Origin of the sequence: Rhodohalobacter halophilus (genome assembly GCF_001715195.1) — a bacterium.
Classification (GTDB): domain Bacteria; phylum Bacteroidota; class Rhodothermia; order Balneolales; family Balneolaceae; genus Rhodohalobacter; species Rhodohalobacter halophilus.
This window is the reverse complement of sequence record NZ_MDWE01000059.1, coordinates 1-12892: the sequence shown is the minus strand read 5'-3', so window position 1 is coordinate 12892 and position 12892 is coordinate 1. Positions and strand designations below refer to the sequence as shown.

At 46.6% G+C, this 12892-nt stretch carries 13 protein-coding genes; 7 read left to right on the top strand and 6 right to left on the bottom strand.

Going from position 1 to position 12892, the window contains the following annotated elements; translation table 11 throughout:
- The first annotated feature begins 74 nt into the window (after window positions 1–74).
- Window positions 75–1592: an MFS transporter gene (locus BG260_RS12985; RefSeq protein WP_069133387.1), complete on the top strand. Its 1518-nt coding sequence runs from the start codon at window positions 75–77 to the stop codon at window positions 1590–1592.
- 177 nt (window positions 1593–1769) lie between these two features.
- On the opposite strand, the gene BG260_RS12980 is transcribed toward BG260_RS12985, so the two are convergent.
- The 3 genes from BG260_RS12980 to BG260_RS12970 form a co-directional block, all read right to left on the bottom strand.
- Complete coding sequence (locus BG260_RS12980) at window positions 1770–2537, bottom strand: enoyl-CoA hydratase/isomerase family protein (protein WP_069133386.1); 768 nt, start codon at window positions 2535–2537, stop codon at window positions 1770–1772.
- 81 nt (window positions 2538–2618) lie between these two features.
- Window positions 2619–4661 (bottom strand): thioredoxin domain-containing protein, encoded by a 2043-nt coding sequence (locus BG260_RS12975; RefSeq protein WP_069133385.1) that lies wholly within the window; start codon window positions 4659–4661, stop codon window positions 2619–2621.
- 193 nt (window positions 4662–4854) lie between these two features.
- Window positions 4855–5856 carry an IS30 family transposase gene (locus BG260_RS12970; protein ID WP_069133384.1) on the bottom strand — a complete coding sequence of 334 codons (1002 nt, stop codon included), beginning with the start codon at window positions 5854–5856 and terminating at the stop codon, window positions 4855–4857.
- 200 nt (window positions 5857–6056) lie between these two features.
- On the opposite strand from BG260_RS12970, the gene BG260_RS12965 reads away from it, so the two are divergent.
- The 4 genes from BG260_RS12965 to BG260_RS12950 all read left to right on the top strand — a co-directional run bounded on the left by BG260_RS12965 (window position 6057) and on the right by BG260_RS12950 (window position 7368).
- A complete protein-coding gene (locus BG260_RS12965; protein WP_069133383.1) occupies window positions 6057–6290 on the top strand; it encodes an addiction module protein in 234 nt (77 codons plus the stop codon).
- Window positions 6287–6577: a type II toxin-antitoxin system RelE/ParE family toxin gene (locus BG260_RS12960; RefSeq protein ID WP_069133382.1), complete on the top strand. Its 291-nt coding sequence runs from the start codon at window positions 6287–6289 to the stop codon at window positions 6575–6577. The genes BG260_RS12965 and BG260_RS12960 overlap by 4 nt, the downstream gene beginning before the upstream one ends.
- A 168-nt stretch (window positions 6578–6745) precedes the next feature.
- The gene (locus BG260_RS12955; RefSeq protein ID WP_069133381.1) at window positions 6746–7027 is read left to right on the top strand and encodes a nucleotidyltransferase family protein; all 282 of its coding nucleotides are present in this window, start codon (window positions 6746–6748) and stop codon (window positions 7025–7027) included.
- A complete protein-coding gene (locus tag BG260_RS12950; RefSeq protein WP_069133380.1) occupies window positions 7024–7368 on the top strand; it encodes a HepT-like ribonuclease domain-containing protein in 345 nt (114 codons plus the stop codon). The genes BG260_RS12955 and BG260_RS12950 overlap by 4 nt, the downstream gene beginning before the upstream one ends.
- A 227-nt stretch (window positions 7369–7595) precedes the next feature.
- Here BG260_RS12950 and BG260_RS12945 read toward each other — a convergent pair whose 3' ends face one another.
- Window positions 7596–8762: a serine hydrolase domain-containing protein gene (locus BG260_RS12945; RefSeq protein ID WP_069133379.1), complete on the bottom strand. Its 1167-nt coding sequence runs from the start codon at window positions 8760–8762 to the stop codon at window positions 7596–7598.
- Window positions 8763–8960: 198 nt separating this feature from the next.
- Here BG260_RS12945 and BG260_RS12940 point away from each other — a divergent pair, with 198 nt between their 5' ends.
- On the top strand, window positions 8961–9764 hold the full coding sequence (locus BG260_RS12940; RefSeq protein ID WP_069133378.1) for a helix-turn-helix domain-containing protein: 804 nt from the start codon (window positions 8961–8963) through the stop codon (window positions 9762–9764).
- 188 nt (window positions 9765–9952) lie between these two features.
- On the opposite strand, the gene BG260_RS12935 is transcribed toward BG260_RS12940, so the two are convergent.
- Together BG260_RS12935 and BG260_RS12930 are read right to left on the bottom strand one after the other, a co-directional pair.
- Window positions 9953–10699: a hypothetical protein gene (locus BG260_RS12935; RefSeq protein WP_069133376.1), complete on the bottom strand. Its 747-nt coding sequence runs from the start codon at window positions 10697–10699 to the stop codon at window positions 9953–9955.
- A complete protein-coding gene (locus tag BG260_RS12930; RefSeq protein WP_069133374.1) occupies window positions 10696–11331 on the bottom strand; it encodes a SatD family protein in 636 nt (211 codons plus the stop codon). Before BG260_RS12930 ends, BG260_RS12935 begins: the two co-directional genes overlap by 4 nt.
- A 200-nt stretch (window positions 11332–11531) precedes the next feature.
- Here BG260_RS12930 and BG260_RS12925 point away from each other — a divergent pair, with 200 nt between their 5' ends.
- The gene (locus BG260_RS12925) at window positions 11532–12749 is read left to right on the top strand and encodes an amidohydrolase (RefSeq protein ID WP_176719503.1); all 1218 of its coding nucleotides are present in this window, start codon (window positions 11532–11534) and stop codon (window positions 12747–12749) included.
- Window positions 12750–12892 lie beyond the last annotated feature (143 nt).

Sequence of the window (12892 nt, the reverse complement as noted above, 5' to 3'; positions counted from 1 at the left end):
GTCTATGATTTAGGTGCGGGATTCATTAAAATAAATGGTTCAAGATTCTGCAGACTAAAATTACCGAACTGTTTATGCTCGATATTCAGAAGAGATTATCCAATTCATTTTATGCCTTTCTCGCACTGCCTTCAACAGCGATGGGGTTTGCGCTCTCCGTTCAAATTGCCGCACTTAGCTGGCTTCTGACCTACCAATACGGCCTCGAAATTTCTGATATCGGGCTGGTATGGGCAACAGGTCCCATTGCAGGAATCCTTGGTCAGGTGATCATCGGGATTATCAGCGACAATGTTTGGGTTTGGAATGGGAGGCGGCGTGTATTTATCGTGATTGGTGGTACACTCGCTTCACTCATGTTACTGGCACTGCCCAATCTTGGTATCATTCAGGCCGCCATGGGGCTTGAAGCAATTCTTGGAATTGCCATACTTATTTCGATGGTGCTGGATCTTTCCATCAATGTTTCCTTTAATCCAACCCGTTCCATTATCGCAGACGTAACGCCGGAGGGACGAGAACGAACGAAAGGGTATACCTGGATGCAGACCATTTCCGGTACTTTTGGGGTTCTCTCATATTTTATCGGAGCAACGTTAGGTAATATTACACTAATCTATTTTGGTGCGGGGCTGGTGTTTTTCTTCTCTGTGATCCCGCCGTTTTTTGTGAAAGAGCCAAAATATCTGGGACGATATGGAGAGGATGAAGAGGAGATTGCGAAGGAAGCTGCAGAGGATGAGTTTCCCGGCAGCATCAATGAGGCATCTCTTGCTGAAATTTTGAAGAGCATCAGGCCGCTGTGGGGATTTTTGATTTACGGTATCTACGCCATCATTAAACGGCTGTCAGGTTTTGAGTTTCCGGGGTACTGGTTTGAGGTTATCGCCCTGGGAGCATCGGTACTCTTGATCGCTGAAGCGCTTTTCAAAAGCGAAGAGGGAAAGAGCAAAGAGGAGGCCGGAAAAATCGGGTTTCAAAAAGTGCTGGCGGCTCACTCTTTCTCATGGATAGGAGCTCAAAGTATGTTCATCTACTTTTTTGCGTTTGTGGATTTTCAAATACCGGGGTTGTCGAATGAAGGAGTTGGAGATGTTGTCAACTGGAGCTTCTTTTCTCTGAACCTTGTGGCTGCCATCATTCCGGTGCTTGCCCTGGAACCGCTGGCAAACAGGTTTGGCCGTGTAAAAACCCACGCCTGGTCGCTGGTCATCATGGCCATTGGATACGCCAGTATTGTCTTTTTGGGCAATTCTCCATTTATACTCTACATCCTTATGGCCGTTGTCGGGATTGGGTGGGCTTCGATCATCAGCCTTCCGTTTGCGATTATGTCTCAAAAAATCGCCCAGAATAAAATGGGTCTGTACATGGGATTGTTCAATTTATCGGTAGTTCTCCCTCAGCTGGTATCCAGTTTTGCGGTGGGAGAGATCGTCGAATCTGCCGAAGCAAAAACCATTCTGCTGGTGATCTGTTCAGTAACCGTGGCATTTTCTGCAGTTGCCTGGTTTATGGTGAAAGAGCCAAAAGATGAGCTTACCGAGAATCCGGTGTTGATGGATCAGAAAATTGATGAGGAACTTAAGTAATGCGATTAAAAAGTCCCCTCTTGCCTGTCCCGAGTGATTCGGGGAGAGGGGATTTAAGCCTGCCAGCGCTGAAGCTTTGGAAGGAAGGGGTGTGTAAAGAATTGAAACCTCCAAGGGTTAGCCAAACTTATCAAGCTCTCGTGGCACGATTTTAAAGCGTGCCACGTGGAATAGAAATCACTTCTTTTTAAACTCCCGGATAAAATTTCGGGTAAATTCAGACAGAACCAAACGTCCGCTTATTTCCGCCCGCTGTTCCAGAGTGGAGTTCCAGTGGCCGGTACTTTGCCAGAGAATCTCTTTCATCTCTTTCATCGCCTCCGGATTGCTGGAAGCAAGATCTGAAGCAAGCTGCTGAACCGCCTCATCCAGCTCCTCGGTCGTATCCACAACTTTATTGAACAGTCCCTTCGAGTGAGCCCAATCGGATGTATACCAGTTACGGGCATCCAGTGCGAGAGAAGAAAACGCCGCGGTTCCCAGTTTTCGGCTGACGGCCGGGCCCACGACAAACGGGCCGATTCCCAAAGCAAGTTCACTCAGCTTGATGGATGCGTTCCGGTGCGCGATACAGTAATCGGCCGCTGATGCAATCCCGATTCCGCCGCCAACGGTTTTTCCCTGAACCCGTACAACAATCAACTTTGGGCACGTTCGCATGGCGTTCAAAACATGGGCAAATCCCATGAAAAACTTTTTACCATCCACAAAGTTGTCAATGGCCAGCAGCTCATCAAAAGATGCACCGGCGCAAAACGCTCCTTCACCTTTACTGCGTATGACAATCACGTTATTTCCATCATTTTTACCGGCATTCTCAATCGTTTCAGCCAGCTCCCTGAGGAGAGCACCCGGCAGGGAATTTCCTTTTGGATGATGAAATTCGATAGTGCCTATGTTATCGTCAACGGAATAGGAGATCGATCCCTTCTCAATATCTGTCATGTTGTTTGATTAATTTGGTATGGTAGATTTTTTTTGCGTTCCAATACCTGAAAATAAGAATCATTTATCAAGAGTGAACCTTTAATTTTGAAGCAGGCCTTTCAGGGAATCGGCATCAAAAACCGGAGCTTTGCAGGAGAAATCTGTGCAGACATAAACGGCCGGTTTCTCCCCGGCCGTGTAGGATTGGGTAAAGGGTGCTATGGTTTCGAGTTGAGCAGCCGATTGTCCGGTTTTTAATAAAATGACTGAACCGATTCCGGAGTACTCCCTTGCCGTTTCAATCAATGAGTTTGTTTGATCATCAAGCTCTTTAGCCGAGATGAGTATCTCGTAGGATGGATGATACATCCATTGATGAGAGTACAGCGCAAAGGTATAGCCGGCCGACGCATCGGAAATTTGATCGGAAAAAGCCTTCAGAATCTGCTCACTTTGATGTTCGAAATCTGAATTGCCGGTGAGCCTTGAAAGCCGGGAGCCGTTCAAAACAGTTACTGAATTAGATGAAGGGATCGCACCGTCGTAAATCTCTTTCTGCCGGCCGAGCAGCTCTTCTGCGTGTTCAGCCGTGTAGAAAAATCCGCCATGCTTTTCATCAGCAAAATACTCGGTAAAATGTTTTTGACGATCAACGGCTTCTGAGAGAAAATCAGGATCAAAGGTGGCGTTGTAAAGTTCGATCGCTCCCCAGATCAGAAAGGCATAATCATCGGCCATCCCTTCAATGTCAGCTTCGCCATCTTTAATGCGATGAAGCAGCGTGGATGTGTCCGTTTTGCAAAGTTTTAGAAGCAGTTGGAATGCGTTCTCTGCTTTCTCAATCAATTTCGGTTCCTTTAAAAGAGTGCCGGATCTGGCCAGGGCCGCAATCATCAACCCGTTCCAGTCGGTCAGGATTTTATCGTCCAGAAGCGGACGGATTCGCGCTTGCCGTCGTTCATTCAGTTTTTGGCGGATGTCAGAAAGCTTATTTTCTTCTGTTTCAGAAAGTGCTTCGGACAGATGCGGAATATTTTTACCGGTTCGCTGCCGGGTGGATTCATCCAGAAAATTTCCTTCAGCGCGTATATTATAGAGCCTGCAAAAAAGCTCGGACTCTTCATCGGTTAAAATTTCATCGATCTCTTCCCGGCTCCAGACATAAAACTTTCCCTCTTCGCCTTCGCTGTCGGCATCCTCGGCGGAGTAGAAGAGTCCCTCAGGCGACGCCAGTTGAGTTTCGACATATTCCACGATATCCAGAGCCGTCTCTTTGAAAAGTGACTTACCGGTGAGCTTCCATCCCTCGGCGTAGGCCATCAACAGCGTGGCTTGATCGTAGAGCATCTTTTCGAAGTGGGGGAGAAGCCACTGTTGGTCGGTTGAGTAGCGGTGAAATCCCTTGCCGATGTGATCCCAGAGTCCACCGAGCCGCATCTGAAGCAGGGTTTTTTGCACCATCTCTTTGGCTTCATCACTGGTATGAATCCGGGCGTAATCAGTCAAGAAGAGAAGGTTGTGCGGGGAGGGGAATTTGGGTGAACCGCCAAAACCTCCAAATTCGGGATCATAGCGATCCTTCAGGTTTTGAAACGCCTCTTGCGTAATGTTTTTGGGAAGTGGCTGTTTCGATTGCCCCAACTGCAGGCTTTTTGAAAAACCCTCCTTAATTCTTTGCACGGCTTCATTGATACGTTTTTGATCATTCTTCCACGCATTTTTGATTTGAGGAATCAGATCCACCATCCCGATCCGATTTTGCATAGAGCGTTTAGGTAGATAGGTAGCGGCAAAAAAGGGTTCTTTGTCGGGCGTCATGATGATGGTAAGCGGCCATCCGCCCTGGCCGGTCAGCATCTGGCAGACGGTCATATAGGTATTATCGATATCGGGCCGCTCTTCGCGGTCCACCTTGATGTTAATAAACGTATCATTCATCAGCCGGGCCACCCCTTCATCCTCAAAACTCTCATGCGCCATCACATGGCACCAGTGGCAGGTGGCGTAACCAATCGACAGAAACACCGGTTTATTCTCTTTCCGCGCTTTTTCAAAAGCTTCTTCGCCCCACGGAAACCAATCCACAGGATTCTCGGCATGCTGAAGGAGGTAGGGCGATTTTTCCTGAGCAAGGAGGTTCATTAAGTTGGGTACTGGTTTGATAAAAGTTGCAGTTAAAAAGATACGGAAATTGAAAGAAGCGTAAAGAGAAGAGCTTAAGAGACCGGAATGTTCAATATATTTTTTACTGAACGATGTTATTGAACATCACACCTTAAAATCACTAACTATAAATTGGTAAAGCCGAAGTTGCTGTATTTATTGAAAGCCGTGTTCAAGTCACTAATGCAACAGCGCGGTGTTTTAAGGTTTGTTGAATAGGTGAAAGGTAATCAAATTTTCGAATAGGTCGATTGTTGAGGTGACGCTCGACGGTTTTGATTTGCCGCTCGGATACCTCCCTCAGATCTGTACCCTTTGGAAAGAACTGTCGAATTACTCCAATTCTGTTTTCAACCGTGCCCTTATCCTGTGAGGTATATGGTCGGGTAAAGTACACATTAGCGTCTAATGTTCTGCCAATCGACTGATGGTTGGCAAACCCCTTGTCATTGTCGAGGGTCAGGGTTTTGATGAAGGCTTTGGGCACCCGCCCCAGCATCTGCTCAATGGCGGCTTCGGTGCAATCGGCCTGCCGGCTGGTGACCTTCTTCAGCCGGGTTAGAAGCGTGGCCCGATCGGTGATGACCAGCAAGGCGGACTTGTGAGCTTTGCCCATCATAAAGTCGGCTTCCAGGTCGCCAAGGCGTGTGCGCTCACCAACAACCTTCGGGCGCTGCTCAATTCCCACCCGGCCACAGAGAACTCCTCTGGAGTCGTTATAATTACCTCTTTTACGCCGTCTCCGGCCATGTTTAAGGTGTTTGTAAAGCCCGGCGGTGACAGGATCCTTGCTGGCCTTCCCTCGCCAGATCCATTGGTAAATCGCCTCATGGCTCACCCCGCCAGTACCCTGAACGTTCCAGCGTCCGCTGATCAGTTCCGGAGAGAGTTTTTCGGTGGTCAGCCACTGGATGGCATCTTCTTTTAAATCCTCGGTAAACCGGCAATGTTTACGTTTATTGCGGTGGCGCTGGTTGGTTTTACGCTGAGCCGCCTCCGGGCGATACTCATTGGCATAGGGTCCGCGAGTGGGGACGTTACGGGACAGTTCCCGGGAGACCGTTGATTTGTGAACTCCGATTATTTGCGCGATTTTGGTTTGTGAGTGGCCTGCCTGCAGCAGGGCTTTGATCTGATGACGAGCTTTAAGGTCAAGTTGTTTGTATTTTTGCATAGTAACACGAATATAAGCCGCTTGGCCGAAAACCCTGAGGGGCGCGCCCCTCAGGGTTATTTTTCGTGTTGCACTTATTACTTGAACTCAGAAAATGAAGTATGTTCATCAATAATATGTTAGGCCCTCTACTCAAGAATCGAATTTCTTCCGGTTTTAGTCGTTATTAATTACATTGGAGTAAATTAAACACAACAGCTATGAATACCGATTTTAAAGAGATAGAAAATTCAGCCTTGAATCTAAACAAAAGGGATAAAGCGCGTCTGGCTGACAAATTACTACAAAGTATACATGGCAGGATTGATCCAGATATTGAACAAGCTTGGATTGATGAAGTTCAAAAGAGAAAAGAGTCACTAAAATCTGGTGAGGCTTCTCTTCACTCTGCTTCGGATGTATTAAGTGAAGTGAGAAAACGCCTTCAACAGTGACAATTAACTTTCATTCAGAAGCCAGAAAAGAATTTTTTGAAGCAGCTGACTATTACGAAGAGCAGGTAGTTGGCCTTGGGGATAATTTTGTTGATGAAGTAGAAAAAGTATTGGATGTCATCACTCAGCAACCTACTTCTGGAACAAAGATCACGAAAACTGAAAGGAGATTTTTAGTGTCTCGTTTTCCCTATGGTATTATCTATTCGGTTGAAGATGACCAGGTTATAATTTTTGCTGTAATGAATTTAAGGCGTAAACCGGGTTACTGGAAATCTCGAACATAAAACCCGTGGGTATAACCAGTGCTTCCTGCTGACCTGTCACGGTTTCTTGCTCAACCTTGAAGTTGATCGCCAGGCAGCAGAAGCACCAAACCGTTATACCTGTATCATTCTGAAACCTAAATTCCTTTTTCTTTTATTATATTAGGGAAAGACTCAAAACCCGACATTATGAATAACCTCGAATACATAAAATCGCAGATCAAACCCATTCTGAAAAAATACGGCATCAAGAAAGCCGGGATTTTCGGATCGTCTGCACGAGGTGAATCTGTCGTAAATGACCTTGACCTACTTGTCAAAATTGACAAGAAAATCAGCTTGTTGGAGTTTATTGGAATTCAGCAGGAGTTGGAAGACACATTGGGGATGAAGGTTGACCTTGTTGAGTATGACGCCATCAAGCCTGCCTTGAAAGATGAAATCCTGCAGGATGAAGAGCCTGTATTATGAGCAGAAGAAAACCTGACGTCTACCTTCAGGACATTTTAGAAAGTATTGGCCATATTCAGCGATTTCTAGAGGGAGTTTCAGAAGATGAGTTTTATGAAAATGTTGAGAAACAGGATGCGGTACTTCGAAGGCTTGAAATTATTGGTGAAGCTGTAAAACACCTGCCTGATGAAATTCGAGAAGATGATCCAGATGTACCCTGGCGTCAGATTGCCGGCATGAGAGATATTATCATACATGAATATTTTGGCATTACACTTGAGATGGTTTGGGTTGTGGCGACTGAAGATATTTTGGATCTCAAAACGAAAGTTGAAGAGATCATCGAATCCAACCAATAATCAAATCGGCCATTAATAAGCGGTTCGTGCGGACGAGCTAGAGTTTCGGGGCTTTTGGATTGTTGGTCGCCTCGCTGCACAACCGCCAGACCGCTATAGTACTAAAGTGAGTTTTACTATCCTACTCTGAAGCCTGATTATCTTACATCTGACATCTTGCTAACAAAAAGAAATTTGTCAGGCGAACCGCTGCAAAAGCACCCCGGAATTCAACGGACGAGGGAGAATCAGTTCAGGGCGGTGTAAACAGTTTCAACAAGTTCGCCGAGTACGGAATTGTCGAGCCATCGCGTGACGATAACCAGATCCTTCTCCTGATCAACAATGATAAAATTTCCTCCAAAGCCGGCTGCGTAGTAGAGGTGATCCGGAACATTACCCCAGTCGGTGTCTCCCTTCAGGGTCCACCACATGTAGCCGTAGTCGGGGTTTGGTTCCGACGGAGATTTGGCCATTTCGATCCACTCAGGTGAGATGATGCGCCGGTCATTCCAAGTGCCGTTCCGGGCAAACAGCAATCCGAATCGCGCCTGATCGTAAGTGTTGATGAAGAGTCCGCCGCCGTTGTGTCCGCCCCCGCTCACCGATTGCATCTCCAGTCCGTCAATCATCACAAAAGAGTTATCGTAGCCAAACCAGCGCCAGGTTGTGGAGGCCCCGATGGGGTCCATCACCTCCCGCTTTAATACCTTGGGCAGTGGTTCTCGCAGTACATGAAGCAGCGAATATGCGAGCAGATTTACCCGAACATCGTTGTATTTGTAATGGGTTCCCGGTTCATGTAGTTCACGCATGCGCCACGTATCAATATCTCCGTCGCGGGGTGGACGATCTCCCCAATCTTCCATACCAAACAGGGTTCCATACCAATCTGAGGATTGATTCAGAAGGTGTTCCCAGGTAATTGCCGAGTTATGCTCTCCATCAAACACACGCTCTTCCCAGACGTACTCTTTCACTCTGTCATCAAGGTTTTGAATCAATCCGCTGTCCCATGCCAGCCCGGCAACGGTTGAGAGATAGCTTTTTGTGACGCTGAAGGTCATGTCCACTCGATTGAGGTCGCCCCACTTTGCCACGATGTATCCGTTTTTGATGATCATCCCTGCCGGTCCCCCTCGCTCACGAACCGGTCCGGCCAGGTAGTGATAGGGTTCTGAGCTGAACCCTTTTAATATGGCAATGCGTAAATCCCTCTCCACGCTATTTTCATGATTCGTGGCAATTTCCACCGCTCTGTCAATGGCCTCTGAATTCAGCCCAACATCTGAAGGTGCCCGCTCTTCCCAAGCATCACCGGCAGGCGGGTAATAGACGCTTTGAGATTGTACAGGTGTGACAAAAATGGGAAGAAGCAGAGCGATAAATGATAAACGACGGATCAGAGTGTTCATGAGCAATGAATGAAGTTGACAGAAAGTGACAGTCAGAAGATATCTGAGGATGGGGTGGTTGTCAACTGATGGTGTAGGATTGGGGATACGAAGCTTGATGTAGCCGCGTCAGCACGGAATCTACATTTTTACTACATTCACTCGTTAGGAGAGAGACGCTGCTTTGAGGAACTCTAAACCGCAAAGACAGAATGTGTTATGGGAAATCGGGATGATATTTTGATCCGCTCTTTTGAATCAGCGAAAAGAGATTACACAAATGGGGAGTACTATCAGATTCTCTGGATGAGAAACGGATTCAAACGGGTTCGGATTGATGATCAGGAGTTCGATGCCTGCTCCAATCTGATCTGCTTTTTGACCCCGGCCCGGCATGTTATTGTTGAACCGGGCGATGATTTTGAAGGTTGGATCCTGCTCTTTTCAAAGTCCTATATGAGGGATCGGGTTAGAGAAAATCTTCGGATCAAGGAGGCTGAACTTTTATCGGGGTTTGGAGAGATCCCCAAAATCATATTGAGTCCAAAAATCGGAGACAGGATTCATAATCTCGCCGAGATGATTGACGAGCTCTGCGGATCTGCCATTCCGAATCGGGAACAGGGAGTGGCTTCTCTTTTAAAAACACTACTGGTCTATTGCGACAGCCGATGCAATATTCGCCTGAACGGTGAGTGTAATTATAACGGAGTTCGATTGGTTGCCGACTATAAGGAGCTGGTGGCAAAAAACTACAGTACCGTACATCAGGTGAGCCAATATGCTGAAATGCTGCATGTGACTCCAAAATACCTGAACCGGATGGCGAAAGAGGTTATAGGTGTAACAGCAAAATCGTTGATTACAGAACAGATTCTGATTCATGCCCGGAGAGAACTGAAGTTCTCTGTCCGCAGTATAAAAGAGATCGCCTTTGAGATCGGCTTTTCAGACCCTTTTCATTTTAGCAATCTATTCAAAAAGGAGATTGGAGTATCCCCATCAGAATTCCGCCGAGTTTGACGGGCAAGGATTCAAAACATTCGCGAAGGAGCGGAGTTCCTTTAATAGGATTCTTACTCGTGAATTCACGTTATATATGAAAATCAGGGAGTGCTCAGATTTGAGCAGAACGGTTGAATAACTTGAGGTTCCTGTGGAAGCTGAGGTAATATATCCGGACCCGCTGCGGTTCACTATGTTTAAACGCCTCAAAGAAACAGCTTGACCATAAATGCTGCACCCATGGCCAGCAGGACGGAGAGCAGGGTTCCGATGAGAATATATTCGGCAAAGTTTCGGTTGCCAAATTCGGGATAGCGAACCACACCTTTGGCCGCCAATGCAAATCCAATCGCGGTGTACTGTCCTAAGAGAATAAAAAGAAAGACAAAAATCCGTTCAAGAAATCCGATTACCCGGCCCGTGCGGAACTGTTTTTCGTCGATATCCTGTTGGCCCATCTCACTTAGGGGAGCCAATTTTAGCTTCTCCAGGATGTATCGAACAACCAGATTGATCTCATTCAGGATCATCAGAAAACCAAATAGCAGGGCAAATGGGGTCTGCCAGCTCACACCCTCTGCCAGATCGCCGGGATAAAAAAGTTCGACCATTGTCTGCTGTACTCCATCCACCCAGAATGCAGCGTGCAGAGAAAAGAGAGGACTTGCTAACAGTGCTATTGCAACAAAGTCGATCAGAAGTGCTGCCACTCTATTGCGATTCAGTTTGGCGGGGTTGAGCTCCATAAGCCGGGTTATTCCGGGACGCAGGAGCAGGTAAACTGTGAGCACAATCCAGCCGGCTGTTATCGTGAGAAAGGGGAGGACAAGCAGAGGAATTGCTGTAAGGCGGATAAAATCAAGGGGCTTGGAGAGCGGTTTATCGCGCAGGGTGAAACCGAGCCTGGAGAGTAGAATCAGGTTGAGAATCGCAAAAAAAACTGTGTAGTTCATCTGTCCACCATTTTATTTAAAAAGTTTGAAATGCATTCTGTAAATTCTCTAATTGCGTCGAGTGTTCCGGCACGGATATTCTTATAGACAGCCACTTCGGAAAGCCCCAGTTCACGAGCGATGTTTTTTACCTCCATATCCTCATACCTCATCTTCAAAATGGAAAACCGGTTTTTGTTCCACGTTCGAAGATTGCCGGCCAGAATTTGAAAACTGCTGTTAATCAATCGGTCATACGGTGGGTTGCCCGTAACCAGCGAGAGGAGCGTATCCTCATCTTTCATCTGTTCAATTCGATCTCTTGCAATGTGAAAAGCCGGGCCATCCATGCCGAGTGATTTTTCCCGGTTAATATCCGTTGTAATTTCGCCTACGCTGATTGCAAACCGTATCCGAACGGGATGAATTTGAGCAGTAATTGTCCAGATATCGTGAAATAGCTGCCCGGCTGATTGATAGACTGCCTGAAATTCATCTCCAAGCGTGATTGTATAAGGTGATATTAACCGGCCGGTTTGACGGTTTAACTGTTTAAAAACCTCCTCCAGCTTATGCTGTGTATCTTTTCGTACAGCCGGTTTTAAATCCTTAGACTCTATGATGTCACCAATAACAACGATGTAGCTGCTCATAATTAACCGATTTAGTTTAATCAGGTAGTAGTTAACTAAAATGGTTTAAAATGTCAAAAATTAACTGAAATGGTTTAATGATGTAGGGGTTGAGATTGGTAAGCATCATTCCGAATGTATCCATGATTCGGTGTAGACTGCCGGGTAAAACGGGTCGCTGGCCTATCATCGTCCTGTGGTCTGAAATGGAAATTAAAAGCTTGAAAATCCCAAGCCAATACCTGCTTGTCCCTCTCTTTCAGAACGGCTATAATGGAAGAGTTGAAAAGATTCAAAAAGCAGAGATGAACCTACATTCCCTAAAAAAATTACGAAAAGAGTTACACAGTAAACCCGAACTTTCCGGAAGTGAGAAATGGACATCTCAGAAGGTTACGGAAGTCCTTAAAACATTGAAGCCGGATCAACTAATTACCGAAATCGGCGGATATGGAATTGCGGCAAAATTCTCATCAACGGGCGAGGCGAAACAGACACTCCTTTTTCGCGCGGAGCTGGATGGTATTGCGGTGGAAGAGAAGACGGGCCTGGACTATCAATCAACAAACAATGGCGTGATGCATGGGTGTGGCCACGACGGACACATGGCGATTCTGCTTGGTTTGGCTTCAGAGCTGCATCAACAGCCGCCCGAAATGTGTGATGTATGGCTGCTTTTTCAGCCGGCTGAAGAGACCGGAATGGGTGCAGCAGCGATGCTTGCAGATCGGGCGTTTGATGAAATAGAAGCTGATCAGGCTTTCGCTCTTCATAATTTACCGGGCTTTGCGGAACATCTGGTTCTGGTGAAGCGTGAGGTTTTTGCTGCGGCTTCTGTTGGGCTGGAGATCTCATTTGAAGGGAGATCGAGTCATGCTGCATATCCGGAGGAGGGGATCAATCCGTCGGATGTAATGAGTGAGCTCACGCTATTTGTGAACCGGGAGTTTGATGAGTTTCAATCGGGAGGGGCACTCAATAAAATTGTTACAACCTACATCAAACTGGGTGAAAGAGCGTTTGGCATCAGCCCGGGAGATGGACGTATTGGTTTTACGGTTCGTTCTGAGTCGGACGAATGGGTGGAAAAAGCTGTGAAGAAAGTAGAAAAAAAGATCGGTCAGCTCCGGAAAAACTTTGACGGGCAGATTACGATGAAAAAAACAGAGCCCTTTGCGGCCACGGTTAATCATGCGGAGGGTGTGGATGGTGTGATTTCGGCGGCAGAACGTTTAGACCTGAAGGTTGAAGAGATGAGCGATCCGTTTCCCTGGAGTGAAGATTTTGGAGAGTTTAGACAGAAATTCCCGATTACGCTTTTTGGGCTGGGATCGGGGGAGGGGCACCCGCCGCTTCACTCCGAAACATACGATTTTAATGAGAAATTGATTGCAACGGGCGTGAAGCTGTTCCGGGAAATCATTGATGGAGGGCATTGATGATCAACCCTGAAGCGGAGCATACTGAAGGTGCAATCTGCTTAAGAGTTATACAATAGAACTTTTTACACACGTTTCATTTATAGAATTCAAAAATTCTTCTTAAATATGGTGAGACGAGAAGCCAAATAGAGTTAAATATC